General features: G+C 28.6%; 26 protein-coding genes and 1 pseudogene. 20 read left to right on the top strand and 7 right to left on the bottom strand.

The genetic code is table 11. From position 1 onward, the window contains the following. The 13 genes and pseudogenes from Q0F58_RS08770 to Q0F58_RS08710 all read left to right on the top strand — a co-directional run. Nucleotides 1–249: ADP-ribosylglycohydrolase family protein (locus tag Q0F58_RS08770; RefSeq protein WP_294375159.1), on the top strand; the 249-nt coding region annotated here is incomplete at its 5' end. Continuing rightward, nucleotides 246–1076: a TIGR02452 family protein gene (locus tag Q0F58_RS08765; RefSeq protein WP_294375157.1), complete on the top strand. Its 831-nt coding sequence runs from the start codon at nt 246–248 to the stop codon at nt 1074–1076. The genes Q0F58_RS08770 and Q0F58_RS08765, both read left to right, overlap by 4 nt. Before the next feature lie 33 nt (nt 1077–1109). Beyond that, a complete protein-coding gene (locus tag Q0F58_RS08760; protein WP_294375154.1) occupies nt 1110–1514 on the top strand; it encodes a hypothetical protein in 405 nt (134 codons plus the stop codon). Nucleotides 1515–1947: 433 nt separating this feature from the next. Further along, nucleotides 1948–3114: pseudogene (locus Q0F58_RS08755) on the top strand (sensor histidine kinase); the annotation flags it as partial. Nucleotides 3115–3217: 103 nt separating this feature from the next. Next, nucleotides 3218–3562 carry a hypothetical protein gene (locus Q0F58_RS08750; protein WP_294375152.1) on the top strand — a complete coding sequence of 115 codons (345 nt, stop codon included), beginning with the start codon at nt 3218–3220 and terminating at the stop codon, nt 3560–3562. A gap of 53 nt (nt 3563–3615) precedes the next feature. Beyond that, nucleotides 3616–4779, top strand: coding sequence for an alpha/beta hydrolase (locus Q0F58_RS08745; protein ID WP_294375150.1), 1164 nt, complete (start codon nt 3616–3618; stop codon nt 4777–4779). Nucleotides 4780–5107: 328 nt separating this feature from the next. Next, on the top strand, nt 5108–5692 hold the full coding sequence (locus Q0F58_RS08740; protein WP_294375148.1) for an ABC transporter ATP-binding protein: 585 nt from the start codon (nt 5108–5110) through the stop codon (nt 5690–5692). 56 nt (nt 5693–5748) lie between these two features. Beyond that, complete coding sequence (locus Q0F58_RS08735; RefSeq protein ID WP_294375146.1) at nt 5749–6402, top strand: hypothetical protein; 654 nt, start codon at nt 5749–5751, stop codon at nt 6400–6402. A gap of 83 nt (nt 6403–6485) precedes the next feature. After that, nucleotides 6486–6923, top strand: a complete 438-nt coding sequence (locus Q0F58_RS08730) for a LytTR family DNA-binding domain-containing protein (protein WP_294375143.1) — start codon at nt 6486–6488, stop codon at nt 6921–6923. Between the two features lie 10 nt (nt 6924–6933). Continuing rightward, nucleotides 6934–7377, top strand: a complete 444-nt coding sequence (locus Q0F58_RS08725; protein ID WP_294375140.1) for a DUF3021 family protein — start codon at nt 6934–6936, stop codon at nt 7375–7377. A gap of 330 nt (nt 7378–7707) precedes the next feature. Then, nucleotides 7708–8844 (top strand): chloride channel protein, encoded by a 1137-nt coding sequence (locus Q0F58_RS08720; protein ID WP_367118162.1) that lies wholly within the window; start codon nt 7708–7710, stop codon nt 8842–8844. 72 nt (nt 8845–8916) lie between these two features. Further along, the gene (locus tag Q0F58_RS08715) at nt 8917–9651 is read left to right on the top strand and encodes a tetratricopeptide repeat protein (RefSeq protein ID WP_294375135.1); all 735 of its coding nucleotides are present in this window, start codon (nt 8917–8919) and stop codon (nt 9649–9651) included. Between the two features lie 370 nt (nt 9652–10021). Next, on the top strand, nt 10022–10849 hold the full coding sequence (locus Q0F58_RS08710; protein WP_294375133.1) for a methyl-accepting chemotaxis protein: 828 nt from the start codon (nt 10022–10024) through the stop codon (nt 10847–10849). 138 nt (nt 10850–10987) lie between these two features. Here Q0F58_RS08710 and Q0F58_RS08705 read toward each other — a convergent pair whose 3' ends face one another. Beyond that, nucleotides 10988–11884, bottom strand: a complete 897-nt coding sequence (locus Q0F58_RS08705) for a LysR family transcriptional regulator (RefSeq protein WP_294375131.1) — start codon at nt 11882–11884, stop codon at nt 10988–10990. 322 nt (nt 11885–12206) lie between these two features. Between Q0F58_RS08705 and asd the strand changes: the two genes are divergently transcribed. The 7 genes from asd (at nt 12207) to gatB (ending at nt 20207) form a co-directional block, all read left to right on the top strand. Beyond that, on the top strand, nt 12207–13292 hold the full coding sequence (gene asd / locus Q0F58_RS08700) for an aspartate-semialdehyde dehydrogenase (RefSeq protein ID WP_294375129.1): 1086 nt from the start codon (nt 12207–12209) through the stop codon (nt 13290–13292). A 351-nt stretch (nt 13293–13643) separates the two neighbouring features. Then, nucleotides 13644–14105 carry a hypothetical protein gene (locus Q0F58_RS08695; protein WP_294375127.1) on the top strand — a complete coding sequence of 154 codons (462 nt, stop codon included), beginning with the start codon at nt 13644–13646 and terminating at the stop codon, nt 14103–14105. A 413-nt stretch (nt 14106–14518) separates the two neighbouring features. After that, nucleotides 14519–14689 (top strand): hypothetical protein, encoded by a 171-nt coding sequence (locus Q0F58_RS08690; RefSeq protein WP_294375125.1) that lies wholly within the window; start codon nt 14519–14521, stop codon nt 14687–14689. 732 nt (nt 14690–15421) lie between these two features. After that, nucleotides 15422–16711: an aspartate--tRNA(Asn) ligase gene (aspS, locus tag Q0F58_RS08685; protein ID WP_294375122.1), complete on the top strand. Its 1290-nt coding sequence runs from the start codon at nt 15422–15424 to the stop codon at nt 16709–16711. A 300-nt stretch (nt 16712–17011) separates the two neighbouring features. Continuing rightward, a complete protein-coding gene (gatC, locus tag Q0F58_RS08680; protein ID WP_294375118.1) occupies nt 17012–17296 on the top strand; it encodes an Asp-tRNA(Asn)/Glu-tRNA(Gln) amidotransferase subunit GatC in 285 nt (94 codons plus the stop codon). 18 nt (nt 17297–17314) lie between these two features. After that, nucleotides 17315–18754 carry an Asp-tRNA(Asn)/Glu-tRNA(Gln) amidotransferase subunit GatA gene (gene gatA / locus Q0F58_RS08675; RefSeq protein WP_294375115.1) on the top strand — a complete coding sequence of 480 codons (1440 nt, stop codon included), beginning with the start codon at nt 17315–17317 and terminating at the stop codon, nt 18752–18754. A gap of 13 nt (nt 18755–18767) precedes the next feature. Further along, complete coding sequence (gene gatB / locus Q0F58_RS08670) at nt 18768–20207, top strand: Asp-tRNA(Asn)/Glu-tRNA(Gln) amidotransferase subunit GatB (RefSeq protein ID WP_294375112.1); 1440 nt, start codon at nt 18768–18770, stop codon at nt 20205–20207. A gap of 144 nt (nt 20208–20351) precedes the next feature. Here the strand turns inward: gatB and Q0F58_RS08665 are convergent, their stop codons facing one another. From Q0F58_RS08665 to ilvB, 6 genes are all read right to left on the bottom strand, one after another. Continuing rightward, nucleotides 20352–21062 carry a LiaF transmembrane domain-containing protein gene (locus Q0F58_RS08665; protein ID WP_294375109.1) on the bottom strand — a complete coding sequence of 237 codons (711 nt, stop codon included), beginning with the start codon at nt 21060–21062 and terminating at the stop codon, nt 20352–20354. A gap of 18 nt (nt 21063–21080) precedes the next feature. Next, nucleotides 21081–21536 carry a LytTR family DNA-binding domain-containing protein gene (locus tag Q0F58_RS08660; protein ID WP_294375106.1) on the bottom strand — a complete coding sequence of 152 codons (456 nt, stop codon included), beginning with the start codon at nt 21534–21536 and terminating at the stop codon, nt 21081–21083. Nucleotides 21537–21544: 8 nt separating this feature from the next. After that, nucleotides 21545–22828, bottom strand: a complete 1284-nt coding sequence (locus Q0F58_RS08655) for an MFS transporter (RefSeq protein ID WP_294375103.1) — start codon at nt 22826–22828, stop codon at nt 21545–21547. A gap of 456 nt (nt 22829–23284) precedes the next feature. Continuing rightward, nucleotides 23285–23650: a YccF domain-containing protein gene (locus Q0F58_RS08650; protein WP_294375100.1), complete on the bottom strand. Its 366-nt coding sequence runs from the start codon at nt 23648–23650 to the stop codon at nt 23285–23287. Nucleotides 23651–23829: 179 nt separating this feature from the next. Then, the gene (gene ilvN, locus Q0F58_RS08645) at nt 23830–24123 is read right to left on the bottom strand and encodes an acetolactate synthase small subunit (RefSeq protein WP_294375098.1); all 294 of its coding nucleotides are present in this window, start codon (nt 24121–24123) and stop codon (nt 23830–23832) included. After that, entirely contained in the window at nt 24116–25885 is a 1770-nt protein-coding gene (gene ilvB / locus Q0F58_RS08640; RefSeq protein WP_294375096.1) for a biosynthetic-type acetolactate synthase large subunit, read from the bottom strand. The genes ilvN and ilvB overlap by 8 nt, the downstream gene beginning before the upstream one ends. Between the last annotated feature and the right edge of the window lie 924 nt (nt 25886–26809).

The raw sequence follows: 26809 nt of genomic DNA, 5'->3' as shown, positions 1-26809 counted from the left end.
GTTGTAGATTGCTTAAAAAGCAGTTTTATGATATTAAAATCTGCTAAAAGTTATGAAGATGCAGTAAAAAGTGCAATTGCACTAGGAAATGATACTGATACTACAAGTGCAGTTGTTGGTGGTCTTGCTGGAATATTATTTGGTTTTGATAACATTCCAAAAAGATGGATTAATAAATTAAGAGATAAAGAAAAGGTGATTGAGCTATTGGATAAATGTGTGAAATCAGATAGGAAGTGGTATAAATGAAAAAAAGTAAAAGAATAGAAGCAGCTAAAGAAACTCTACAGATTTTTAAGCAAGGATTTTACTGTGTGGAAGGCCGGAAAATAGATATATCAGATATTCACAAAAAATCTCTAGAAAATAGTTTTGTTATAAAGCCTGAAGAGGCTGAATCAATAAGTGAAAAATATATAAATGGTAATGAAAAAAATAAATCAATAATTAAAATTGTAAATGAGTCTACAGTTAAGGCTGTTTTGGAATTGTGTGATAATAAAACCAAAAGTATAGGTGTATTGAATTTTGCAAGTGCAAAAAATCCAGGAGGTGGATTTTTAAATGGTGCATTAGCTCAGGAAGAAAGTATTGCAGTTGGTACTGGACTGTATCCTACACAGATTAAAAATGAAGAATATTATGTTGCTAATAGAAATTTTAAAAGTATGATGTATACCAATTATATGATTTATTCTAAAGATGTTGTGTTTATAAGAGATGATAAATTGAATTTATTGGAAAATCCGGTTACAGCTTCAATTTTAACAGCTCCAGCAGTAAACTATGGTCAGGTTTTATTGAAAAAGGAAGATGGTGTCAAGGCGAAGAAAGTAATGAAAAACAGAATGAGAATGATTTTGTCAGTATTTGCATATAACAAAGATAAAAATTTGGTTCTTGGAGCTTATGGATGTGGAGTATTCAGAAATGATCCTAAAGTTATAGCAGAATATTGGAGATCTCTACTTTATGATGAAAATTATATAGGGTATTTTGATAATATAATATTTGCAGTTTTAGATAATTCTAAAAACAGAGCATGTATAGATGCTTTTGAGGAAACTTTTAAATAAGCAGAAGTTAAATAGCTGGGGAGGAAAATAGTTATGGGGCTTTTTACTAAAAATAAGAAAGTAGTTAAAAAAAATAATGGACGGATAAGAGTTAAAATGACCAGAGACAGCATATGTGCAGCAGATGACTGTAATGCACCTCATGGAGCAATCATAGGTGTGGACTCTGATGGAAGCGTTAAGGATTTTATTAATATTCTCATAGAGAGATACTGCCCTAAAATGAGAGGCAGAGATCTTATATGGGTTTTATCATATAATAACAGACATCTTGCAGTTTTTAATGGAACTACAGGAAGCACAAATGTTGTAAATGATAATATGGTGAATATGACAATGGAGGATATTGTAAATGGTGAGGAGTCTCCTGCAATGTATCTTCACTATATATCTCAGGGAACAATAGAAGATGCTGCACGAACAATGATAATTAAATAGTTTATTTTTAAATTTATACATGAGAGACTGTTGTTTTAAAGAGTTTAAACTTCATATAGTATTGATTTTTAAATTGAAATATTATATGAGGCAGAAATTAAATCTTTAAGCAATGGTCTTTTTTATGCAGAATATTTTCTAAAGTTCTTTAGAATTTCTTTAGAATTATATGGGGTTAATTTTAAAAAAGACAGATTATTATATGAGTATAGTCAATGAAGTGATTAATTTATTATCAGGGGAAAGAATACTTATTGGCTTATTCAGTTAAAAAAGAAAGAGGGGAGAAAATAAAATTTTATATTCTGTATCATTTGTATTTTTAATATTTTTTGTATCTTATATGGTAAAAGTTACTGCAAATGGAAAGTAAGTAGAAATGTTGCAATATTTAAAAATGAGTACTCCTTATGATAATATAGTAATATATTTTGTTAATTTTTTAGTATGGATAGCAGTAATCTATTTTATATTAAGTGGAATGACATATATTAAAGGAATATTTGAATATGGATTTAAAAGATATTTAAAAGAAAAAGTCATAGTCATAAGATGTCTAAGATTTATAATTAGAAAAGCTAAATGTGGATTTGATTATTTAAGTCATATAGATTTAAGGGACAAATCTAATAAAGTGATAATAAAAATTCTTACTGTTAATTTCATTGTGATTTCAGGAATAAGTGTTATATGGCTCTTTGGAGTATTTCCAGCATTAATCTATAATGTGATTTTGTTTATTGTCATAAGAAAATATTATGATAGAGTAAGAGAAAATTATAAAAGTCTTTTAAATGCTACAAATAAAATAGCAGATGGGAATCTGGATTTTGAAATAAGTGAAGATCTTGGAATATTCAATTCCTTTAAGGATGAACTTAAGAAAATACAGTCTGGCTTTAAAAAGGCTGTTGATGAAGAAGTCAAAAGCCAGAAGATGAAAACTGATCTTATATCAAATGTATCACATGATTTAAAAACACCTTTAACATCAATAATAACATATGTTGATCTTTTGAAAAATGATAATATCACTGAGGATGAGAGAAAATCTTATGTTGAAACAATAGATAAGAAATCTCAGAGATTAAAATTTCTTATTGAGGATCTATTTGAAGTGAGTAAAGCTACAAGTGGAAATATTCAGTTAAATCCTGTTGATGTAGACATTATTGAACTTATAAAACAAGTAGAATTTGAACTTTCTGATAAAATTCAAAATGCAGATTTAAAGATGAAAAATAATTTTCCATATGGCAGAATAATATTGAAACTGGATAGTCAGAAAACCTTCAGGGTATTTGAAAATTTATTTAGTAATGTTGCTAAATATTCAATGGAAGGTTCCAGAGTTTATGTAGATATTATTGAAAATGTTGCAGATGTTACAGTTATCATAAAAAATATGTCAGCAGCAGAAATTGATTATAAGGCTGATGAAATAGTTGAAAGATTTCAGAGAGGTGATAAATCCAGAAATACAGAAGGATCAGGCCTTGGTCTTGCTATTGCCAAGAGTTTTATAGAAGCTCAAAATGGCAAGTTTAAAATTGAACTCGATGGTGATTTATTTAAAGTCATAATAATTTTTAAAAAGTAAAGATAGTGTATAGTTTATTAACTTCATATCTTTTATAAATAATATACTTATAGTATACTATAGAGTAAGTTGAAAAACTAAAATAAATTGATTGGAGAAGCATATGAAAAAATTATTTCAGGTAAAAGATCTTGTATTTTATGAGGAAGATTACTTAGACGATATAAGAGAATTTGAAGATTTAATTCCAATAATACAGGAACTTAGTCCATCTCTTTCTTATGAGATGATTGAAGTGGCAGGAGACAATGGATGCTGTGATAAGACTAAGAAAAATCTTCTTGTTGAAATTATAGGATATATAGATGAGAATGACGAATTTATTACAAAGGAAGAACGTGATGCTTTAGGAATCGCAGCTGCAGGAAAGCACTTTGATCTGTTTGTAATAACAATACATAAATGCACAGCCTGTGGCAAGTGGGTAATTTCACTGCTTGAAGAATAAATAAAAGACAGACTGAGCATATTGTTTAAAGTTTACAGGGAAGAGGTTTTATATTGAAAAAGAAAATTTTAAAATTATATATATGTACACTGTCAGCTGGGATGATTTTTTTAAATTTAACAGGATTCCAGAAAAATGTTTATGCATATGAAGTTAAGAACAGCAGTGTACAGATTCTGGCTGATGGCAGCACTCAATCTGATAACAGTTCACAGAAAGATAGAGAATCAGACTTAAATGAATCTGAATTTGATAAGATTTATATTTCTGAAAAGAATTACAAGGAAGGCATGGATAATACTGTGAATCCTTATATTGAAAGCAGAAAGCACAATGGATATATAAAGGGAACAGGTGATGTTAACTTATATTATGAAGTCTATAAGGTAGACAATTCAAAAGGAAATATTGTTATTTCTCATGGGTATACTGAATTTCTTGGAAAATATGATGAGATGATTTATTATTTTTTAAATAATGGGTATAATGTATTTGGAATAGAACATAGAGGACATGGAAGATCTGGAAGTCTTGGAGTAGCTGATAAATCACAGATATATGTGGATTCATTTGATGATTACATCAATGACTTTAAGATTTTTATGGATGAGATTGTTACAAAAGAAAATGAAGGTAAGCCAATGTTTCTTTTTGCACATTCAATGGGTGGAGGAATTGGAGCTGGATTTCTTGAAACATATCCAGAATATTTTTATAAAGCTATTTTAAATGCACCAATGCTTCAAGTTAATACAGGTAATGTTCCAGAATTTATGGCAAGAATTATAGCAAGAATAGAAGTTGTTTTGGGACAGGGAGGAAAATATATAATGGGGAAAGGTCCATTTTCTCCAGCATATTCATTTAGTTCAGTTTCAACAAAAAGTGAAAATAGATGGCTTTATGTTAATGATATGGTAAATGAAAATGAAGATTTTCAAAGAGGAGAAGGCTCTTATAAATGGCTGGATGAAGCTTTGAAATTCACAAAAAGAGTAACTAAAAAAGAAAACGCATCAAAGGTTCAAATACCTGTTTTATTATTTCAATCTGGCGATGATACGTATGTAAAGCCAGAAGGTCAGAATAAATTTGCAGAGTATGCAAAAGATTGTGAACTTGTACGTATAGAAAATGCAAAACATGAGATTTATTTTGAAACAGATGATATTCAGAAAGAATATGTGGAAAAGGTAATTGATTTTTATAATGAATAACATGTATTTCAATTAATAATGTATAATTCACAGCCAAGTATAAAATATTTATAAGATTTTTTTGATTATTATTAGAACATATATCAAGTGAGAAGTAGGAAAATCAGATATCTGCTTCTCACTTTTTTATTATACTTATTTTTAAGTAAATGGAAAATGTTTTAATTTAGATTGAAATAATTTATATGCATCTTGCAAAGCAGATTTCTCAGGTTAAACATATCCAAATGTATTTCACATCTGATTTTATTGCATGAATTTTATATTAGAATATACTTATTAACAACGATAAATATATTTATTAAAAATTTTTCAGGAGGTTATTTTTATGGATGAAGTTATAGAAGTTAAGAATCTTGTAAAAACATTTGGAAATTTTAATGCAGTTGATAATATAAGTTTTAGTGTAAATAAAGGTGATATATTTGGATTTTTAGGGGTAAATGGTGCTGGAAAATCAACAACTATAAATATGCTGTGTACTCTGTATAAAATGACAAGTGGAGATGTAAAAATATGTGGTTTTAGATTAGGAGAAGAAAATGAAAAGATAAGGAATAAGATAGGTGTTGTTTTTCAAAATAATTGTCTTGATGATTATCTCACAGTAAAAGAGAACCTTCTTATAAGAGGCTTTCTTTATGAAAGTGATAACAGAAAAGTAAATAAAAATTTTCAGGATATAGTTGAAATACTAAATATTGATAATATTATAAATAAAAAATATAGAGAACTTTCAGGTGGCCAGAAAAGAATATGTGATATAGGACGTGCTCTTATGAATTCACCAGAAATATTATTTTTAGATGAGCCTACAACAGGACTTGATCCTAAAACAAGAAAAATTTTATGGAAGGGTATAGAGGAACTTCAAAAGCATAAAAAGCAGTATTTTTTTCATTGTTTTCAATGATTATAATAATACTTTTGAATTTGGTTTTTCTAGGGAAATTGAATGTAGACCAAGTTATGGAAATGACAAAAACAACAAAAGAAAATGCAGAATATTTGATTAATTCATGGCTGATGGCAGGAATAATAGTGGTAAATAGAATTAAACTTATTCTAGGCTATGTATTTGCAGCAATTATAATAGGTTGTATAATGTGTTTTATGACTTTTGCTCTATCAGAAATCTATATAGTATGCACTGGAGGAACTGCATTAGAATGCATGAGTATAATAAAAGCATTAATATTTATAATGGTAATTGTATTTTCATCTACATGTATGGTATTTTTTATGTCAATATTTGTACATTCCAATAGTGCATTTTCAGGATTGAGCACTATAGTTGGAACACTTGTAGGATTTGTTGGAGGAATATATCTTCCAATGGGAAATTTTCCTGATATTATTCAAAAGATATTGAAGTGTTTTCCTATTGTTTATGGAACAGCTGTAATGAGGGAAATATTTTCTGAGAAACCAATCAATATTGTGTTTGACAATATTGATGAATCAATTGTAATAGGATATAAAGAATATATGGGCATAATTGTCTCAATTGATGATGTATGGGTAAATAATGCAGTCAAAATTGCAATACTGCTTGGAAGTGGACTTATTTTTATGACATGTTCATTTATCATATTAAAGAATAGACAGATAAAGGATAGATAGCACTGTGAAAAGAAATTTCATGATAAATAGAGATTTCAGTATTATAATATATTCATATAATACTCATATCAGGGAGGAAATTGATGAAGATAATTATAGAGGATATAAAAGAAGATGAAGAAGAAGAGATAATAATACGATGCAATAATATAGATGAATCAATTTTACAGATGATTTATGGCGTAAAGATGGAAAGAAGAAAGATTGCAGGTTTTTTAAATGGAAGAATTATCATGATAGAACCTAAAGATGTGTATTATTTTGAATCAGTTGATAATAAAACTTTTATATATTGTGAAAATAAAGTGTTTGAAACAAAATTAAGACTTTATGAGATTGAACAAGAGTATGAAAAAAGTGATTTTTTCAGATCATCAAAATCAACAATATTAAATATAAGCAAGATAAAATCAATCAGTCCAGCATTTAATGGACGTTTTGAAGCTCTTTTAAAGAATAATGAAAAAGTAATAATATCAAGACAATTTGTACCAGTTTTAAAGAAAAAACTGGGAATATAGGAGGGGTTTTATGAACAGATTTTTCAGAAGATTATTAGAATATTTCTGCTTTATAAATACTGGAGCCATGATTTCAGCAGCAATATTTATATTTATTTTTAATAGACAGACATTGTTTTCTATAGCAATTTTCTGGCAGATATTAACAGTATCTTTAATAGCAGCTTTTATAACTACTATTTTAATGCTTAAAGATGATTTATCCAAGAAAATGGAAAGAATTAAAAATATAATACATTATATTCTTATGAATATCCTTGTAGTTGTAAGTGCTTATATTTTTAAATGGATTGAGAAGGATTTTTTTATAGAGACAATAATACTTGTAATTTTGATTTCAATTGTATATATAGCAGTTACTGTGATAAGTTATAAAAATGATGAAAAAATGGCAGACAAATTAAATGAGAAGTTATTACATTATAATTCAAAAGAAGATTTAGATAAGGATTGACAAGATATAATATATTATATAAAATTTAATTTAGGGAATGAGGTCTCCCTTGATATTATTCTAAAGTGCTGTTTATGCTGATGACTTCTGCGTTTTACGCAGAAATTATCAGCTTTTTTTAATTCTATAGAAAATTATATTCCTATAAGAATTGAGGAATAAATAAAATTCTATATGAATTTTCTAAAATGAGTTTTTAATAAGGAAATCAAGAAAGGAGTGTGAATAGCAGATATATATTATTCTGCTAAAAATATGTTAAAAAAAATATATGAACAATATAAAAATATTTTAATTATGGGAATATTATCAGTATTGATAGGAGCGATAGTGGGGATTATTGATACCTGTTTTGGAAAAGTGCTTATTTCGATAACAGAATTAAGGGATAAAAATCCTTTGAGACTGCTTCCGTTTTTACCTGTTGCAGGAGTATTGATTATATATACATATAATAAAATTGGAAAAGAAAGTGTAAAAGGAATGACTCTTATATTTGAAACAGGTCATGGAAAAGTAGAGACAATACCAAAGAGATTGGTTCCATTAACAATAATAAGTACATGGATTACACATCTTTTTGGAGGAAGTGCAGGAAGAGAAGGGGTTGCGGTGCAGATTGGAGCAACTGTTTCACATACAATTGGAAGATGGATTAATATAAAAAACAGCAAAAAAATATTTATTGTTACAGGTATGGCAGCAGGTTTTGGAGGGTTATTTCAGACACCTGTAGCAGCAGTGTTTTTTGCAATTGAGGTTCTTACTGCAGGAATATTGGAATATGACGCTTTGTTTACATCTCTTATTGCAGCATTTACAGCAAGTACTGTATCAAGTCTTTTAGGTCTTGAAAAGTTTACAGTTTTGTTAAATATAGATGTAAATTATACTGTTTCTTTTGTAGGAAAGATTATCATAATTGGAATTATATTTGGAATAGTTGGAGGCATGTTTGCATATATACTTGGAAAAGCTAAAAATATACTTGGAGAGACTTTAAAAAATTCTATATTAAGAATATTTTTTGTGGGAATAATAGTAAGCATTTTATTGATGATTTTTCATAAAGGAAGATATTGTGGACTTGGAACAAATATAATTTCAAGTAGTTTTAATGGAAATGTTATATATAGTTATGACTGGTTATTAAAATTTATATTTACAATAATAACACTATCAGCAGGTTTTCAAGGAGGGGAAGTTACACCACTGTTTTCTATAGGAGCAAGTCTTGGTATATTTCTTGGAACAATTTTAGGAATGCCATTAGAACTTTGTGCAGCACTTGGATATGCAGCTGTTTTTGGAAGTGCTACAAATACATTTCTTGCGCCAATGTTTATAGGTGCAGAGGTATTTGGATTTGAATATATGCCTCTATTTTTTATAGTATGTTGTATTTCTTATATATTCAATGGAAGCAGGTCCATTTATTCAGCACAAAAATTAAATAGCAAAAAATAAAAGCAGTTATTTTTATAAATTTAAGTACATGTTATAATGATATGAGGAAAATTTATAGAAGTAGGTGTAATTATGGAAAATAACAATATTCAAGAGAAAATAAATTCATTTTTAGAAGAGCATAAAATAAGAATTACAGGTGGACAGGTAACTACAGAAGAAGAGATGGCAAAGCTGTTAAACAGAATTTCAAAGAGTGAAATAGACAGAGGAAATTATGAAAAAGGTTTATATTTTGCTTTAAAGGCTTATGAATTTGATAAAAATAATATTTATTCTGTATTTCTTCAAGGACTTGGATTTAGATTTACAGGTGAATATGAAAAAGCTTTAAGGGCATTTAAGTATTATAATAGTAAAAAACAAGATATAGATAGCCTTGCTAATATTGGATTCTGTTTTATGGAATTAAAAAATAGTGATGAGGCTCTTGATATATTTAATAGTATTGCAGAAAATGTAAAAGACAAAGAAAATGAAATTCCAGATTTAATGGCATATGTTTATGAATGCATGGGAAATATTTATTTATCAAGAGAAGATATATTAGAGTTTGATCCAACAGATAAACTTAAAATAAACTATAAGATGGCAGTAAAATATTATAAACTTTCACTTAGATTGAACAGAGAAAATCATATGCTGTTAAATAAACTTGCAGCATGTTATTATCATTTTGAAGATGAGAAGAAAGCTTTGTATTGCTATGAAGAAGCTGTAAAGGCAGCACCAGAGGAAAAAAATTATCAGGATGCAGTAAAAGAATTAAGAAATGCGGGAATAAAACCAGAAGTTATTGAGTTTTAATTTATTTAATAGGAAACTGCCGTTTTAAAGGAGTATATATAGATACAACCTTTGATTCGGTGGTTTCTTATTTTTTAAATAAAAATAACCTAGAACAATTAGCATCAATATATTTAAATAGGGGATAATTTTGTAGAATTTGGTGAGATTTTTTTGGCTGTCATAGTTTTGAGTGTAGGTATTATTAATTATTAGGTATATAGTGAAATACATGAGGCATAAAAGAAGGATAGGCAATCAGATGAGATATTGATATAGTAGTCAAAAACATAAAAAGTACTATCTAAAATCATAGAAATTTGATTTATATTTTTATATTATGAATTATATGGTATAATATTGTTAAATGAATTATGAGAGGAGAAAGAAAATGGATGAGAATCAATTTGATAAACAGATATTTAACAATATAATAAATTTAATACCTTACTTAAGTATGATATTTGGGGATGAATCAATTTTAGCAGTTTCTGATAGAGAAAAGTGCCTTTACTTGAAGAAACCAACTTCATATAAGGTTCCATTTGAGGTTGGAGATAAATTAGGGGAAGTAGGGCAGAAAGTGGTTGCAACAGGAGAACCATTTATTATGAGAATTCCAAAAGAATATATAGAAGAGGATAATAAAAGCTATATATTTCCATTAGTTGAAAATGAGCAAGTAGTTGGAACTTTAAATATTATTGTCAATTTGGAACATAGAGATAAGTTGTTTGAAATAGTAAAACATTTTTCAGAATCTATGGGACAAGTATCTAGTGGAATGAGAGAAGTAGCAGATGGAGTTCAAGAATTGGCATCAATGAATGCTGATCTTTTAAAGAAGACAAATGAAACAACACATAAGGCAAAAGATACAGATGAAATATTAAATATAATTGAAGATATATCATCACAAACTAATCTTTTAGGATTAAATGCTTCAATTGAAGCAGCAAGAGCAGGAGAAGCGGGAAGAGGTTTTTCGGTAGTTGCTGAAGAAATTAGAAAATTATCTACTACATCTAAGGAATCAGTAGAGAAAATTAGTGGAATAATAAAAGAAATTTCTGGAGGAATTGGTGAAATTGATTCTGGTTTAGATCGTATTAATGGAGTTTCACATAATCAGTCAGCTGCAATAGAACAGATATCTGCATCAATTGATGAACTTAATTCTATCATAGGAGAATTAAATGAAATAACTAAAAAGATATAATTAAATAATAAATATGAAAATGATTAAGCATAATCTATACTGAGGTGTATTGAGTTATGCTTAATTATTTTTTATAAATTTACAATTTTATGTTAATAAATATCAAAATTAAATGAACATAGAATGTATTAAAAATAATCAAAAATTTCTTGATTTTAGGAATTTATTTGCAAGTGCTATAAATTGACGTAATGCAGGAGATATCCATTTATCTTTGTGATATATTATTTGAGAAATTATATTTAATGATGGACCAGCCCAGTTTAAAGGTATTAATTTGCCAGAATCTACTTCATCTTTTACAGCAACTTCTGGAAGAAGGGTTATTCCAAGTCCACTCATTGTAAATTGTTTTATAGCCTGTACGCTTCCAGTTTCAAGGGTTATCTTTGGTTTTATTCCTGCATCTTTTAATATTCTTTCAAAAGCAGCTCTGTAGCTGCATCCTGTTTCTGTTAAAATAAGCGATTCGTTTTCTATATCTATAGGGAGTATAGATTCTTTTCCTATAAGTGGATGACCAGGATAAGCCAAGATAAGCATTGGCTCTGGAAGTTCTATATCAGAAATAAATTCATCAGAATCTATTTTTACACCAAGTGAAAAGGCTACATCTATAAGATTTTCAGACAAATAATGTCTGAAATCAGCACAGCTTCCAAATTTTAATGAAACATCTACATCAGGATAAAGACGTCTGTATTCTTTAAGTATTTCTGGAAGGCGAAGAACACATAATGATTCAGCAGCACCTATAGTAAGTGTCCCGCTTGGTTTATCTTCACTTGAGACTGTTGATTTTATATCTGTAGATAATTTTAAGATTTGTTTTGCATATGGAAGAAGTTTTTTTCCTTCATGTGTAAGTGTTGTACTTTTTCCTATGCGTTCAAATAATTTTACATCAAGTTCACTTTCAAGAAGCTTAATCTGAGTTGTAATAGTGGACTGTGCATATCCTAAAGCATCTGCTGCTTTAGTAAAACTTTGTAATCTGCTTATGGTTAAAAATGCATTAAGCTGTTTAAAATCCATATAAATCACTCCTATCAAAAAAATTGATGTATTTAATTTAAATTATCAATTTTACTAATGAATAAATTTATGATATCATAATTCTGACAGGAAAACAAAAACTTACTTATTTGGGGTTAACAATTATCATTTAATATTGCAAGTTTGTGAAAAAAATTATATATTTATAATGGAACTTTATATGAAATCTATTGTATAAATAGCAATTTAGTATTTATAATGTTTATTTAATTATAAATAATTAATATAACTGCAATATTGTAAGTAGTTTATGTTATTACTACAGAAAAATAAAGATGAAAGTTAAAAGGTGGTTTTAAAAATGGAAAAGAAATTAAGAGTCGGTATTATTGGGGCAACTGGTATGGTTGGACAAAGATTTGCATGTCTTTTGGAAAATCATCCATGGTTTGATGTTGTAGCTTTAGCAGCAAGTAAGAGATCAAGTGGTCTTACTTATGAAGAAGCAGTTGGCGATAGATGGAAAATGGCTGTACCAATGCCAGAAAAGTATAAGAAAATGGTAATAATGGATGCTGACAATGTTGAAGAAGTATGTAGCAAAGTTGATTTTGTATTTTGTGCAGTTTCATTAAATAAAGAAGAAACTAAAAAGTTAGAAGAAAGATATGCTAAGTGTGAAACTCCTGTAGTTTCTAACAACTCAGCACATAGACATACACCAGATGTTCCAATGATTATTCCAGAAATCAATGGTGAACATGCTAAGGTTATTGAAAGTCAAAGAAAGAGACTTGGAACTAAGAGAGGATTTATAGCAGTTAAACCTAACTGTTCTATTCAAAGTTATGTTCCAGCTTTAAATGCATTAAAACAGTTTGGTCTTGAAGAAGTAGTAGTTTCAACTTATCAAGCTATTTCAGGTGCAGGTAAGACATTTAAAGAATGGCCAGAAATGATTGATAACGTAATTCCATTCATTGGAGGAGAAGAAGAAAAGAGCGAAATTGAACCATTAAAAATATGGGGAACTGTTGAAAATGGTGAAATAGTAGATGCAACATCTCCAGTTATATCTGCTCAATGTGTAAGAGTAGCTGTTTTAGATGGACATTTAGCAACTATCTCTGTAAGATTTAAAAATAAACCAACAGCACAACAAATTATAGATGCATGGAATAATTATAAAGCTGAAGATGTAGTATTGACTCTTCCAAGTGCTCCAAAGCAATTTATAAGATATATGGAAGAAGATAACAGACCACAAACTCATTTAGATAGAGACTTTGAAAATGGAATGGGAATTTCTATGGGAAGACTTAGAGAAGACAAAATCTTTGATTATAAGTTCGTAGGACTTTCTCATAACACATTAAGAGGAGCAGCAGGTGGTGGAGTTTTATCTGCTGAATACTTAACTGCTACTGGCTATATTACTGCTAAATAATGTTTATTTAGGAATATCATATTTAGTATAGATAAAATTTATTATCACCCTGTTTATAATAGTGATTTTTAGTCACTGATATAGACAGGGTGATTTTTTCACATCTAACTAAAATATAAAAATTTTTGAAATTGAAATTTAGTCATAAAAAATGAATTGAAGAGTGTTAAAAGCAAAGGCATTAATATATCTTATATAATTATTTCAAACAATCATAAAAATAAATTTTTATGAAAATGATAGATAAATATTACCAAACTGTGAACTGATTTTATATTCAATGAATAATATACACTATGTAGAGTATTTACAAATGAATAAAAATAAATCAGTAATAAGCAGGTAAAAATAATGTTTATAGATTTTAATGATATCATGTTTGGAATAAGAATGGGACGATATAATTATTTGGGTTCTGGATCTTCAAGACGCGTTTATGATTTGGGGAATGGCTATGTTGTAAAAGTTGCAAAAAATAGAGCAGGGGTAGAGCAAAATAGAGCTGAGTATTATATTTGGGAAGAAGATTCATCAGGTATTTTTGCTGAGATATTTGGCGTATCAAGTGATTACAGCATGTTAATAATGAGAAAAGGCAAAAAAATAAGAAGTATGAAAACCATTTGGAGATACTTTGATGCAGAAGATGAAGATGAATTTTATTATTCTCCATATATGCAGAGGCTTAAACAAAAATATAAACTGCTTTTAGGTGATTTTGAAAAAACAAGCAGCTGGGGAATTATAGATGGACGACCTGTTATTATAGATTATGGGTTTACACGTCATGTAGAAAGAAATTATTATCGTTAGTGTTGAAGATTTTGAAAACAACTAATTATATATAGATTGAAAAAATGTATGTCTTTTTTGGTTATAGATTTAAAGTTCTTTAATAAAGAGCTTTAAATCTATACTGCAGAAAATAATTATTGCTACAATGATAATTTTTATGAATTTTTAATAAACAAGATATCATTTTTATTAAAGCTGCAGTATTAAAAATATTGCAGCTTTAATATAATGTTTTAAAATTACATTTAAGTTTTATTTATATACAAAAAATATAAAAAACCTAAAAACTCCTATGTCTATTGATAATTATGCATTGCCAATAAATATGAGAGTTTTTTGTTAAAATGATTATAAAATAAATATTTTAATGCTAAAAAAGTATTAATGGCGTTCTAAATATGATATATTAATATTAAATAAGGAGGATTTTTATGAATAGGAAAATTTTTATTTTAGTCATAATTGGGATGCTATTTTTGTGTGAATCAGAAATTTATAGTTTAATTGTTGAAAAATATAATAATATATATAATTTAAAACAAAGCAGTTTAGAGAGAAAAGAAATGTATCCTGTAGATTCATTGAGATACAAATTTTTATAAGTTTTTATTTTGTAAATAAAAGTATTGCTTAGAGTGCTTAAAGCGAGAGTATGACTAATTTGGGAAGAGTAAGTGTTATGCAATTAAATGGTATAAAAAGAATGAATTTGAAAATAAATTAAAAAATTTTGAAAAAAACTATTGATTTGTAAATAAATCTGCAATATAATGAATACATCATCAAGAGATGATTAAAAGAAAGAAATGAATAAGATGCATTGATGAAGAAAAGTAAATCCTAATGGATGATTTTTAGAGAGCAGATGATGGTGGGATATCTGTATGAATCTTGGATTGAAAGAACACTTTGGAGCAGCTAACCGAACATTGATTTAGTTTAATTGATAAGTAGACTTAGCCGGAATCACACCGTTATATGTGAAGGATATAGAGAAAGTTATGGTAATTATAAAATGTTTTATTTCGTAAATTTAACTTTTAAGGTATTTTAATATTTGCAGAGTTTGTTTTATGAAATAACAGGTTACTTTATAAAACAAGCTCTGTGTCTGCCGAGGCGAACTTTTTAAAAGTTAAATTTGGGTGGTACCGCGTGATATATGAATATATAATCTCGTCCCTATGCAAAAGTGCATAGAGACGGGATTTTTTTGTTGTCTGTTTTAAGGATCTTTATTGCACTATTCAAACTTTTTGTAAAAAACAGATGTAAATAAAATACATATTTTACTTTTAATTGAAAGAAGTTTATATGAAAAGGAGCAGTAAGCAATGGAAAGAACATTTATTAAGGATTTAGCAGTAAACGGTGAAGAAGAAGTTTTATTAAGAGGATGGGTACATAAAATAAGAGATTTATCTCATGTATCTTTTATAATGCTTAGAGACAAATCTGGAATTATACAACTTGTATGTACTAAAGAACAGATTAAAGGTCTAAGACTTGAAAATTCAATTGAAGTTAAGGGAATAGTAAGAGCAAATGAAAAAGCGCCAAAGGGAATTGAAATAGAAGTAAGAAGCATTGATATAACTGGAAAAGTTTATTATGACAAGCTTCCATTTGAAATTCAAGGATATAAAAATAAGGTATCTCTTGAAACTCAATTAGATTATAGAACAATAAGTCTTAGAATTCCTAAGAAAAAGGCTATTTTCAAGATTCAAAATGAAATAGAAGAAGCTTTCAGAAGCTATTTTAAGAGTCATGATTTTGAAGAAATTCACACTCCAAAGATAATAAATTCAGGTACTGAAGGTGGATCAGAAATGTTCACAGTAGATTATTTTGGAAGAAGAGCATTCCTTGCACAAAGTCCACAATTCTACAAACAGATGATGGTTGGAGCTGGATTTGAAAGAGTTTTTGAAGTTGGATATGCATATAGAGCAGAACTTCATAATACATGGAGGCATTTAAATGAATATGTAAGTCTTGATGTTGAAATGGGATTCATTCAAGACGAAAAAGATTTAATGAAAGTTGAAGAAGATTTTTTAAGACATATGTTTAAACATGTTAAAGAAACATGTGCAGAAGAATTAAAATTATTTGATATTGAACTTCCAGAAGAGTTAGATATTCCAAGAATTCCATTAGCAGAAGCACAAGAAATATTATTAAGAGAATTTGGAAAGAAATCTCCAGTAGGAAATATTGATAATGAAGGAGAAGCATTATTCTATAAATATGTTAAAGAAACATATAACTGTGATTTTGTATTCTTAACAGATTATCCAACAGCAAAGAGACCGATGTATGCAATGGAATGTGAAGATAATCATGAAATGACAAAGAGCTTTGATTTAATATATAAAGGTGTTGAAATAACAACAGGTGGTCAGAGAATTCATGATTATGAAATGTTGAAAGCTAAGATGGAGAGATTAGGATTGAAAATAGAGGACTTTGCATTTTATCTAGACACATTTAAATATGGAATGCCACCACATGGAGGATTTGCAATAGGACTTGAAAGAATAACAATGCAAATGTTAGGATTAGGAAATATAAGAGAAGCATCACTCTTCCCAAGAGATATGAAGAGATTAATGCCATAAGTGAGACTCCAAATTTTACATTTGGCAAGTCGAACTTACCCAGCGAACGAATGTGAGTCGGGTTTCCTTATAAAAAGGAGCGAAGCAAGACTCCAAATTTTACTTTGGCAAGTCGAACTTACAATATAAAGCTTAGACAAGGATATTTAAAAATAAATTAATGATAAATCTGAAAAATATTTATAGAAAGGATGGTTAGTTGCTTGGCTAAAAGTCAGTCTATTAAAAATAAAAAAATCATATACCATAATTTATTTAATTGACTTTTAGCCATTAACTAACATAAAGGTGTATATATTTATGAATGTAACTATTGATGAAGTAAATTATATAGCAAAACTTGCAAAATTAAGTTTTACTGAAGAAGAAGCTGCAAAATTTGCAGGTGAGTTTGAAGGAATATTGGAGAATTTTAAGTATCTTAATGAACTTGATTTAGAGATACATGATGATGATGTGGAAGAAAAAGAATTAAAACCTATATTGAGAAAAGATGAAGTAAAGAAATTTGAATGCAATGATTTATTCAGAAATGTTAAAGATAAGCAGGATACTTATATAAGAGTACCAAAGATTATTGAATAATAGGATGGTGAAAATAAAATGAAACTAACATTAAAAGAAATGGCTGCTAAAATAAAAAGCGGTGAATTAAAAAGTGAAGAAGTAGTTTCTTCTTATTTGAAGAATGTATTAGAAAAAGAACCACAAGTTAATGCGTTTTTAACTATTATGGCAGATGAGGCTTTAGAAAAAGCAAAAGAAATAGATAAAAAAATAGCAGCAGGAGAAAAACTAGGAGCTTTAGCTGGAATTCCAATTGCTATAAAAGATAATATATGTACAGAAGGAGTAAACACTACATGTGCTTCAAAAATGCTTGAAGATTTCATACCACCTTATAATGCAACAGTAATAAAAAAACTTCTTGCAGAAGATGCAATAATCATTGGTAAAACTAACATGGATGAATTTGCAATGGGGTCTTCTACTGAAAATTCAGCTTTTAAGAAAACTGCAAATCCAAGAGATTTGACTAGAGTTCCAGGAGGATCATCAGGAGGATCAGCGGCAGCAGTAGGTGCAGATATGTGTCCTGTATCACTTGGATCTGATACAGGTGGATCAATAAGACAGCCAGCTGCATTTTGTGGAGTTGTTGGACTTAAACCAACTTATGGTCTTGTTTCAAGATTTGGACTTGTTGCTTTTGGGTCATCACTTGACCAGATAGGGCCATTTTCACAAAATGTTGAGGATAGTGCTTATATGCTAAATATTATTTCTGGTACAGATCTTTATGATTCAACAAGCATAAGAGAACTTCCCAAAATTGATTATACAGCATCTCTTAAAGATGGTGTAAAAGGAATGAAAATCGGAGTTCCTGAAGAATTTTTTGGTGAAGGATTAGATCCAGAAATAAAGGAAGTAGTAGAAAAATCTATTGAAACTTTAAAGGAAAATGGAGCAGACGTAGAAATGTTTTCACTTCCAATAATAAAAGATGGACTTGCTGCATATTACATAATGTCATCAGCAGAAGCATCAACAAATCTTTCAAGATATGATGGTGTAAGGTATGGATACAGACCAGAAAAGTTTGACAGTGTTGATGAGTTAATGGAGAAGAGCAGAACAGGTGGATTTGGTCCAGAAGTTAAGAGAAGAATCATGATAGGAACTTATGCTTTGTCATCAGGTTATTATGATGCATATTACAATAAAGCAGATAAATTCAGAACAAAATTAAAACATGATTTATCAAAGACATTTAAAAAGTATGATTTAATACTTGGGCCAGTATCTCCAGTACTTCCATTTAAGTTAGGTGAAAAAAATGCTGATCCATTAGCAATGTACTTAGGTGATATATATACAATAAACGTAAACTTGGCAGGCATACCAGCAATATCAATTCCAGGAGGAGTTTCAAAAGAAGGTCTTCCAATAGGAGTTCAGTTAATGGGTGATATGTTATGTGAAGAAAAAATATTCAAGGCAGCTTACAGCTTAGAGCAGTCTTTGAAGGTGGAATTATAGGAGGTTAATCAATATGAACTTAGAAACAGTAATAGGTCTTGAAATACATGCTGAATTAAAATCTAAAACAAAAATATTCTGCTCATGCTCAACAAAGTTTGGAGCTAAGCCTAATGAAAATACATGTCCAATATGTACAGGTATACCTGGAACACTTCCAGTTTTAAATGAAGAAGTTGTAAATTTAGCAATAAAGGCAGGAAGCGCTCTTGGATGTAAAATAAATAAGTTCAATAAAATGGATAGAAAGAATTACTTTTATCCTGACCTTCCTAAGAACTACCAGACTTCACAATTTGACAAACCAATCTGTGGTGAAGGGCTTGTTGAATATGATTATGAAGGAAAACATGTAAAGGTAAGAATTAACAGAATACATATTGAAGAAGATGCTGGTAAGTTGGTCCATGTTGAAGATGAACCAATTTCATTGATAGACTATAACAGAGTTGGTGTGCCACTAGCCGAAATAGTTACAGAGCCAGATATGAGAAGTGTTGGTGAAGCAGTAGAATTTTTAAGAAGATTAAAATCAATACTTGAGTATGCAGGAGTTTCTGACTGTCGTATGGAGCAGGGATCATTAAGATGTGATGCCAATATTTCTTTAAGGCCAGTTGGAAGTGAGGAATATGGAACAAAAGTAGAACTTAAGAATATAAACTCTTTCAGAGAACTTGAAAAAGCTCTTAAAAAGGAAGAAAAAAGACAGAGAGAATTAATAAACTTTAATGAAGGATACAAAATTGTTCAGGAAACAAGAAGATGGGATGCAGCAAAAGGAAAGACAATATCAATGAGATCTAAGGAACAGGCTCATGATTACAGATATGTTGTTGAACCAGATCTTCCACCAGTTATTCTTTATGATGATCAAATTGAAGGAATAAGAAAATCACTTCCTGAAATGCCAGATGAAAAGAAAGAAAGATTTTTAAATGAATATAAGCTTACTGAAAAAGAAGTTGATATACTTATTTCAGATATAGGACTTTCAAGATTCTTTGAAGCAGTAGTAAAAGAAGGAGTAGCACCTAAAATGGGAGCAAACTGGATACTTGGAGATATCTTGAGAATACTTAATGAAAAGAAGATAGAATCAGAAGATATGACTTTGGGAGCAGAAAATTTTGCAAAGCTTCTTAAGGTTGTAGAAGAGGGAAAAATAAGTAACAATATCGGAAGAGAAGTTCTTGAAGATATATTTGATGAAAACAAAGACCCTATGGCAGTCATTGAAGAAAAAGGTCTTATGCAGATAAGTTCTACAGATGAACTTGAAAAGATGGTTGATGAGGTTATAGCAGCTAATCCACAATCTGTTGAAGATTACAAAGCTGGTAAGAAACAGGCTGCAGGATTCTTAATGGGTCAGGTTATGAAAAAGAGTCAGGGTAAAGCAAATCCAAAGGTATGTAAAGGTCTTATAGATGAAAAATTAAGTAAACTATAATAGGTAGATATATTTATTAAAATCCAATTAAATTGATTTTCAGTATATTAATTATACATTGTATAGTTAAATAATTTAGTAAAAAAGAAACTGATTTTGAGAATATTTTCTTTCTTAAAATCAGTTTCTTTATTTTAAGTGTCATTATATAAAAATTATTGTTACGCCAGTCAAGGTGATTTCTCCTATTAAAACAAGAGTGGCTGAACCATCAGGAATATTCTTATTTTTAGTTTCAACTCCACTTAAGGTTGTTACAAGATGATTTTCAATATCCCATTCTTTGGGAACAAATAATTCTATTCCTGAGCATGTTGATTTTATTTTTACAATAGCTTTTCCATTTTTTATATTAGCTCTGTCAAAATAGATTTCCATTCCTCCACAAGTACATTCTAAATCAGCTTGTTTAAAATCATTGGAGTTGATATATTTTGTTATTCCACTAAATAAAGTTTTTTGAACAATATTATCTTCATCTTCTTTATCAATAACATCAAATTCATAATCTTTAGAATAATTATTAGAAGCAAAAATTCTATGAGATTTATCAGGAAAAATTATAGATAATCCAATTGAACCAAGAGCGGCTGATAAAAGCACAGTCCAAGGAGTGAGATTTTCTATACCTAATTGTTTATCATAAATTATACATAAGAAAGCAATTGGAAATAATATTCCTGAAAAGTTTAATGGATGGATATTTTTAACTATAATTATTACTAAAAAGATTGTAAGAATTAATGGCCACACATTAATATGACCTAAGAAACCTAGCTTTTCAAGCAATAGTACAATTGCAGCAAAAATAAATATAAGTCCCATAAATATTCTGTTATGTTTATTATATGTCATATGAGTTCATCCTTTCTTTTATAACCTGTTATCGCGAAGAGTATCTTTCAATGCTTTGTAATAATTTCTGGATACATAAACTGTTTTATGGCTGCCACGAAATTCAACTTTGCTTGAAGATGTTATGTTTTTTGTTATACTATAAATTTCACGTGTATTTATAATCGTAGATTTTGATATTCTCATAAAATATGCTGGAAGTATTTCTTCAAGCTCATATAATTTATGCTGAACTTGATAGATAGCATCTTTGGTATGAGCATATACTTTATTTTCTGATGTCTCAAAAAATAATATTGATTTGAAAGAAAAATAGAATTCCTTTTCATTCTGGTAAAATATAAGATTGCTTTTTCTGTTTGAAATATCAGAGATATATTTCTGAAGTGTCTGCACAGTTTCATCCATTTCAGGACATTTTATTATTACTTCCAAATCTTGTAATGATTCGTCTATATTTATTTGTATTTTCATAAAAACACCTAAATTCCAGATTGAATTGTTTTTGTTAGATTATCAACTTTTTTAAATGTCTTTATAGTTGAAAAACCTATTATTAAGGCACATATCATGGCTGTCAAAAAAACGACTTGTGGAATATTTGAAAAATATTGAAAGGCTATTCCATATAATGCTTGTCCTATAGGTGTGGCACACATTACTATGCACATCACACAGGAAATTACTTTCCCAAGAAGTTCGTTTGGAGTGAGTAGTTGAAGACACGACATAAGTTGTATACTGAAAATTGACGCTAGTGCCATCATAAAAAATGAACATGTAGTTATTATAGCATAGCTTACTATAAATGGGAAATTCATAGTAAGTATTGTTGTAATTGGGAAAAATGTGAGACTGCATAAAATAATAAACAGAGGTCCACAGGTTATATTGATTTTTTTGCTGAGTGTTCCCGCTAAAATACCACCAATAAGACTACCTGCACCCATAGCCCCTTCAACATACCCATAAAATTCATTTGAAGTTTCTAAATCAAGGCCAAGTTTCTGAGTGACTATAATTGGAAGGCCAATCATTGCACATGCAGATAAAATGAGATTAAATAGGGAAATTATAAAAGATAGTTTTAATATTTCAGGTCTGTGTTTAATCATAAAATGAAGGCTTTCTTTAATATCTGAGAGTATTATATCAAATAATTTTTTACTGTTATTTTTATCTGCAGAGTTAGAATTTTGGAGGCAAGGTATATTTATAAATATCTCCATTATAGAAGCAGCAAGGAAACATATGCCTGATATATAGAGAATTGGTGTTATTCCAAAAAATCCAAACAATATACCACCCAAAACTGGTCCTATAAGATTGGCAAGTGAAGCTACAAGGTTGATTGCTGCATTAGCTTTCATTATTTGATCCATAGGAACAAGAAAAGGTATACTAGCTTGTACTGCTGGTTGATATATTCCTTGAATTGTATAGAGAATAATTAAACATAGCAATATTAGAATAACTAAATTTACTTTTCCCATCAATATAGAAACAGCAGTTATTATAACAGCAGTAAGGAAATCTAAACATACCATTATATTTCTTTTATTAATTCTGTCTGCAAAAACTCCTCCAATAGGTGTTGCAAAAATCATTGGTATGAATGAACATGCAGACACTATTCCAAAAAGTGAAGCAGATTTTGTTACATTCAATAGGTAAAGTGGAAGGGCAAAACGTAAAATTGTATTTCCGAACAGAGAAATAATCTGTCCAATCAGTACCATAAAAAAATCCTTATTAAATAATTTCATATTAAATCCTCTTTTCTTAATCATTTCTATGGCTTTATTATAACTGCCATAAAATTTAAGTAAATACAAATTGAGTAAGAGGTGATATATTGAGTGTAAGATGTAAAAAAAGGATACTTAGATGAAGTTATTTTTCATGTAAAAGTCATGTTTTAATTAACAATATACAATTATTAATAAAGGAATTTTTGACAAATTCATTTGATTATTATTAGAATATATGAATAATATTGTTTATTATCAAAAAGAAATGATGAATATATTTTTTTGTTTGAATTTTTATAGATACAATAAAAAATTATAAAGAGCAGCATATGTAAAAAACATGATTTTATAAAAGGAAAAGGAACTGTTTAATAAAAATTAAACCATTCAATATTTAGTGTCTTAATATTAAATAATAAGGCTAGATATTATAGTTACAATTTTTAATATAACAGTTCCTGTTTAAAATTTTTATATAATTTCTTTTCCGAATGGCATAAGTGAAAGTTTTGCCATTTTTAAAGATTGTATGGCAAAAGGAATTCCAACAATTGTAATGCATAATAAAAATGCACTAACAAGATTAGCAAGACATAATTCTAATCCACCAAAAATTATCCATAATATATTTAAAAGAAAACTAGTTAATCCTGATGATTCAGAATCCACAATTTCTTTTCCAAATGGTGCAAGCTGAAGTCTTCCCATTTTAAAACACTGAAGGCCTATTGGAATACCGATTATTGTTATACACCATAAAATACCAAAGAAAAACCATCCCAAGGCATTGAAAAAACCACCGAATATAAACCAAATAATATTACCTAAACAACTCATTTTATTACCTCGTAATGTTAAATAAATCTAACATATATTATATCATAAAGAATATGAAATGATTAATAATACTTTATATAAAAACAATAGTAAGCAAAGGAGACAAGAAAATAAAAACTCCAGTCATTAGTTATATAAATACAAAAGAAGTATTCATATATAATGGCCAGAGTCTTAAATTAATTTATTTTAAGAACTTTATCAAGATTTTGGAATACAGACATATCATAATCCTGATGGATTGCAACTTCTAAAACATCATAGAGTTTTTCAAGCTGTTTTATTATCTGATCAAGGACTGAATCATTTTTTACAAGCAGAAACATTTTACTTGTAGTACCATCTCCAACCTGCGCACATAGTATGCCTTCAAGGTTAAATGCACGTCTTGCAAATAAACCTGTAATATGGCTCATAACACCCGCATGGTTTCTTACAAGGAGTTCTATAAGATAAAAATTAGTATTAATCATTTTCGCCACTTCCTATCATTTCAAGATTAGATTTTCCTGGTGCCACCATTGGAAGCACATTCTCACATTCTTCTATAGGAATGTTTATTACACATGGACCTTTCTCCATTAATATTTCATCAAGTTTTCCAAGTGGATTTTCTTCATCTCCAAGATCACATGAATTTATTCCAAATCCTTTAGCAATAGTTTTAAAGTCAGGATTTGATATAAAATGAGAAGCTATATAATGCTGATTATAAAATAGCTGCTGCTGTTGACGTACAAGACCCAGATGATGATTTGTTAATATTATTACTTTTACATTAAGATTTAAATCCGCTAAAGTTGCAAGTTCCTGAATATTCATCAAGATTGATCCATCTCCAGAAAAACATAAAACAGTTTTTTCTTTATTTGCAAGAGCTGCACCTATTGCCACAGGAAGACCAAATCCCATAGTTCCAAGACCACCTGAAGTTAATAGAGTTTTTGGCTTATTAAAAGGATATCTTTGTGCTGTCCACATTTGATGTTCACCAACATCTGTGGTTACAAGAGTATCTTCAGGTACTTTTGATGCAATATATGGAATTATATTTGCTGGGTGTAAAGGATCTTCATATGATGGAAAAGGATATTTCTCTTTGAAACACTCAACTCTTTTAGTCCATGAAGATCTGTTTCTTTCATTGAGAAATGGAAGTATTTCTCTTAAGAAATCCTTTATATCAGCTGCCATTGAAAGACTGCTGTTTTTAACCTTGTTTATTTCAGAAGGATCTATATCAATATGGATTATAGATGCTCTAGGACAGAATTTTTCAATATTTCCTGTTGCTCTGTCATCGAATCTTGTACCAAAAGCTAAAATTAAATCCGCTTCATTCATTAAATAGTTTGTATAAGGAGCTCCATGCATTCCAAGCATTCCTATATTAAGTCTGTCATTACTTGGAAAAGCTCCAAGTCCCATAAGGCTTAAAGTTACAGGAATATTGTTCTTTTTAGCAAAATCATAAAGTTCTTTTGAAGCATTGGCTCTTATTACACCGCCTCCAGCATATATTATAGGTCTATGTGAATTATTTATGAGTTCTGCCATGCATTCAAGAGTTGAACGTTTAAGTATTCTAGTACTTGAAGAATTTTTATGTTCAATATTTCCACATATATTTGATTCAAATTTTTTGTTATCATCAATTGAATCATTATATTCAATATCTTTAGAATGATTTTTATTTTCTGATAAAGAATCTGGAAATTTTTCTAATTCAATAACCTGAGTCTGTATATTTTTTGGAATATCTATAAGAACAGGTCCAGGTCTTCCTTCTAAGGCAATATGGAAAGCTTCTGGAATTATTGTGAATAAATCTTCAATATTTCTTACAAGAAAGTTATGTTTTGTTATTGGTATTGTAAGTCCATATGCATCAACTTCCTGGAAAGCATCAGTACCTATTGCAGAAAGGGGAACTTGTCCTGTAATTGCAATAAGAGGAATAGAGTCGAGTTTAGCATCTGCTATGGCTGTTAATAGATTTGTTGCACCAGGACCTGATGTAGCAAAGCATACTCCAGCTTTATCTGTAGCTCTTGAAATTCCTTGAGCTATAAATCCTGCACCTTGTTCATGTCGAGCGAGGATATGTTTTAACTTATTGCTTTTATATAGGGCATCATATATTGGAAGATTAAAACCTCCTGGTATTCCAGCAATATATTCAACGCCTTGATTTTCTAATAGCTTTATAACAATTTCAGCTCCATTATATTTCAAAAAAATCACTCCTTAGAAATAAAGATTTTATAAAAATAGTTAAGTTCAAATATATAAAAAACTCTCCATCCGAAAAAACAGGACGAAGAGAAATCAGTATTTAACAATACTCTAAATACGTATACTCTATAATATTAGTAAATTCATGTTATTATTCCTGTTAAATTTGTCTAATGGAAATAATATATCTCATATTAACAAATTATTTATGTTATGAGTTATATCTAGAAGTTTTATCAAATCTAATGAGGAATGAAGATGTTAATCATATGATTATTTGATTTTTAATCATAAAATCTAAAAAATAAGGTTGAATGATATAAAAATACTATTTCATACTGTCATGAAAAAACAATATGGTCCTTGTGATGTAGGATTTACATCTAAGTATAGTTTATATAGCATACTTAATAATAGAAAGATTGTCTGTTAAATAAATATATATGCTTTAAAAATAAACTATATAAATAATTTAAAAAATATTATAAGGATTTCATAATTTATTGTAAATTGTCAATTGAAGTATAAATTATGTCATTTGTCTTTCAATACTTAATAAATAAAAGTATTTTTGCTCAATTAATGTAAATATATACAATATATAATAATTATATTAACAATAAGCTATATATGTCAATGAATTTTTATAATTTCAAGTATTGGATTGATAAATTGAAAATTGTTTAAAGAAAAAGGAATTTAATATACAATAAAATTATAAGTATAATAAAAATTTGTTATGGTAAATTTTTGAATTGAAGTTATTTATAATGAGAAGGTATTGATGTTTTTAAATGAAATACAAATTATGTGTAAAAATTATACAATGTAAAAAAGAAAAAATTATAGGAGGAACAAAATAGTTACTAAAAATGTATTTAAATATAATCAAACATGATACAATATAACTTGAGGTGATTATAT

This window comes from uncultured Clostridium sp. (genome assembly GCF_934754915.1).
Classification (GTDB): Bacteria; Bacillota; Clostridia; order Clostridiales; family Clostridiaceae; genus Clostridium.
This window is presented reverse-complemented; position numbering and strand designations above follow the sequence as displayed.